Here is a 3704-nt window from a genome sequence, read left to right as displayed (position 1 = left end):
CTCCCCACTCCCCTATTTCCCCTAGTTCACTAGTTTTTCCCCCGAATTCAGATATAAACTAACGGGGGAGAGGCTCAAGAAGAACTAGGGGTATTTTGTGCGCCTGCTGACAACAATTGCAGCTTTACGCTGTTATTTAGCTAAACGTCGTTCGGAAAATCAGCTTTGCCAGTGGTCGGAACCGCTATCAAATGAGGCAACCTGCTGGTATCAAACAGCAGTTGGTCTGGTTCCGACGATGGGAGCTTTGCATCAAGGTCATTTAAGCTTAATTTCGCGGGCACGGCGAGAAAACGCCACGGTAATCGTCAGTATATTCGTCAATCCCCTGCAATTTGGTCCAAATGAGGATTATCAGCGCTATCCTCGTACTTTAGAGGCAGATGGACAATTTTGTGAACAAGCTGGTGTGGATGCGATTTTTGCGCCTTCTCCGGAGGAATTAGGAGTTCCCCAGAAGAGTATACAAGATTCAATTGTTACACAAGTTATCCCTCCATCTGCTATGATATCACGCTTGTGTGGTGGTTCTCGGCTAGGTCACTTTCAGGGTGTGGCTACGATTGTTACCAAGCTTTTTACCTTGGTACAGCCCGATCGAGCCTATTTCGGTCAAAAGGATGGTCAGCAACTGGCAATTATTAGAAAGCTGGTAGCTGATTTGAATTTGCCGACAGAAATTGTTGCTTGTCCAACGGTGCGGGAAGCATCGGGTCTTGCCTTGAGTTCCCGCAATCAATATTTGACTGCAACGGAAAAACAACAGGCAGCGGTATTATATCGCGGCTTGCGGCAAGCTGAAGCGGCATTTAAAGCGGGCATTCGTAACACCAGCACTCTTATAGCGGTGGTGGAGCAAGAACTAGCAATGGTCACTACTGTTTTAGTGGAATATATTGAATTGGTTGAACCGACTACGTTGATGTCTTTAGAGGAAGTTAAGGAGGAAGGAATGGTTGCGATCGCAGCTCGTCTTGGTTCTACACGTTTGATTGACAATACCATCCTGCGCGATCGCTCTCCCGTCATCGCCATTGATGGACCGGCTGGTGCTGGTAAATCAACGGTAGCTCGTCAAGTGGCAGCGAACTTGGGTCTAGTATATTTAGATACTGGCGCAATGTACCGAGCTTTCACCTGGCTAGTGTTGCAAGAAGAAATTGCTTTGGATGATGAGTGTGCGATCGCTGAATTAGCTAACAATTGTGTCATTGAACTGACTCAAGGCGAAAATTTACAATCTCCTGTACGAGTCTGGATTAATCATACTGATGTTACTCAGGTAATTCGCACGCCAAGAGTAACATCAAAAGTATCCGCCATCGCCGCACAGAGCGCTGTACGTGAAGCACTAGTTAAACAACAGCAAAATTGGGGTAAAAAAGGTGGTTTGGTTGCTGAAGGACGGGATATCGGTACTCACGTTTTTCCCGATGCTGAAGTCAAAATCTTCTTAACCGCTTCTGTTAGCGAACGCGCACGTCGTCGTCAGCAAGACTTTAAAAAACAAGGTCAATCCGAAGTCAGTTTAGAGCAACTGGAAAAAGACATCGCTGAACGCGACTGGAAAGATAGCACCCGCAAAGTTTCCCCCTTGCAGAAAGCAGCAGACGCAATTGAAATGCAAACCGATGGTCTGTCAATTTCAGAAGTCACGGCAAAAATTGTTGACTTCTATCAGCAAAGGTTATCTCAATTGTAATTAACACAAATTGTTGCACTACTCACTTAAGCCGGGACATGTCCTAAAAAATTCACTCAGGCTCTTTGTCGCGCTTTAAGGTAATAGCTATTTGTTGTTAGTTATTAGTTAAATATAATGGTGAGTACATGCTCACTCACCATTATATAAACTTAGAAAAAATAGTATTACAGCAGATTTCACTCCTATTGAGGTACATGCGTAAAATCCAAAACCCGCCCTCAGACGTTCCGCTGGAACGTCTCTACGTGTATTTAATAACAACGCAATCTGTTGTATATGATTCCTAAACCGTTTTCATAAAAATAATTGTATTTAGTAGAGACGTTCCACCGTCAATACGGTTCGGTTAAGAATATTTGTGAACCCAAAACCCTTGTAGAGACGAAGCATGTGCAACGTCTCTACATACGTTAACCGTACCGTATTGGTTCCACCGTCACGTCTCTACTAAATGGAAGGAATGTCTCTACTAAATGGAAGGAACGTCTCTACTAAATGGAAGGAATGTCTCTACTAAATGGAAGGAACGTCTCTACTAAATGTGTGATTTGCGCTCCCATCATATAAAACAAGAAATTATTGCTCGAATCTAGTCTATTAATTGTGACTGGTTTTATTAACAATAAATACTCATTCTTTTATGAAAATTACTTGATTAGAAAATATATCTCTCGCCAGATAAACGGCGTTGTCTCTTACTTATTGTGTATTCATTTAGGTAGATTTGATCTCAATTGTCGCAAAACCACTTTGTCTGAATCCTGCCTTTGGTAGTAAAATAACGATGTTAAGTTTTACTTTTCAGTGTTTAGCACTTTCAACTGCTCAACACAAAATTTATAGTTTCCAAAGCTGTAACACTAGCTTTAAACTGGAAAACGGTCAAAGAGAGGATTTCAAAAAATGGCATTTACACAAGCCCCCCTACCCTTCGATTTTAATGCTTTAGAGCCGTACGGCATGAAAGCTGAGACTTTTGAGTATCACTATGGCAAGCATCATAAAACTTATGTAGACAACCTTAACAAGCTTGTTGAAGGTAAAGACCTCGCTGATAAGTCCTTAGAAGAAGTGATCAAAATTTCTTTTAAAGACCCCTCTTTAACAGGAGTTTTCAACAACGCGGCTCAAGTTTGGAATCATACTTTCTTTTGGAATTCTTTGAAGCCAGCAGGCGGTGGTACACCAAGCGGTGATTTGGCTGCTAAAATCAACAAAGATTTTGGTAGCTTTGATAAATTCAAAGAAGAATTTTCTAACGCTGCTGCAACACAATTTGGCAGCGGATGGGCTTGGTTGATTGATGATAATGGTACGCTGAAGGTGACGAAAACACCGAATGCAGAGAACCCTCTAGCGCATGGTCAGAAGGCACTTCTAACTTTAGACGTTTGGGAACATGCTTACTACATTGATTTCCGCAATGCTCGTCCTGGCTTTATCAAAAACTTTTTAGATAAGTTGGTAAACTGGGATTTTGTTGCAGAAAATTTAGCCAAAGCCTAATTATCTGCTTTTTTTCTCGGCACTGTAACGCGGAAATCATTACTTAATTTATCTAGTTTACAAACAGTCACGATTTGCTTTTGTGGCTGTTTTTACGGCTCAGATCCCCGACTTAGAGCGATAAGTCGGGGATCTTGTTTTTCAGCGATTTCTAAACGGATTGCTATGTAACTTGTATTTTAAAAGGTAGTACAATAAAAAACAAAATTTATGAATAGCAAAGAATTAGCGCAATACATCGAAGCCACGAATAGCATCACTAAACCTTGGCTGTTGGTGCAACTACGACTGAAAAAACTCCAAGAACGTCAAGCGATGCTTTCAGAAAATGACTACGCTAATGAATTAGCAGACATACACCAAGATTTGATGAATTTGGGGGAATGGTGGTGCGGTATTGAAAATGAGGTATTTTGAGGAGTTGGGAGTTGGGAGTGGGGAGTGGGGAGTTGGGAGTGGGGAGTGGGGAGTTGGGAGTGGTGAGTTGGGAGTG

At 42.1% G+C, this 3704-nt stretch carries 3 protein-coding genes; all 3 read left to right on the top strand.

The window, feature by feature from the left end:
* Positions 1-97 precede the first annotated feature (97 nt).
* Positions 98-1702, top strand: a complete 1605-nt coding sequence (locus tag OGM63_RS08270; protein WP_263745036.1) for a bifunctional pantoate--beta-alanine ligase/(d)CMP kinase — start codon at positions 98-100, stop codon at positions 1700-1702.
* Between the two features lie 906 nt (positions 1703-2608).
* Positions 2609-3211, top strand: a complete 603-nt coding sequence (sodB, locus tag OGM63_RS08265) for a superoxide dismutase [Fe] (RefSeq protein WP_263745035.1) — start codon at positions 2609-2611, stop codon at positions 3209-3211.
* Between the two features lie 210 nt (positions 3212-3421).
* Positions 3422-3628 (top strand): hypothetical protein, encoded by a 207-nt coding sequence (locus tag OGM63_RS08260; RefSeq protein WP_263745034.1) that lies wholly within the window; start codon positions 3422-3424, stop codon positions 3626-3628.
* Positions 3629-3704: the final 76 nt, after the last annotated feature.

It is taken from the genome of Plectonema radiosum NIES-515 (genome assembly GCF_025753815.1).
Classification (GTDB): domain Bacteria; phylum Cyanobacteriota; class Cyanobacteriia; order Cyanobacteriales; family Nostocaceae; genus Hassallia; species Hassallia radiosum_A.
This window is presented reverse-complemented; position numbering and strand designations above follow the sequence as displayed.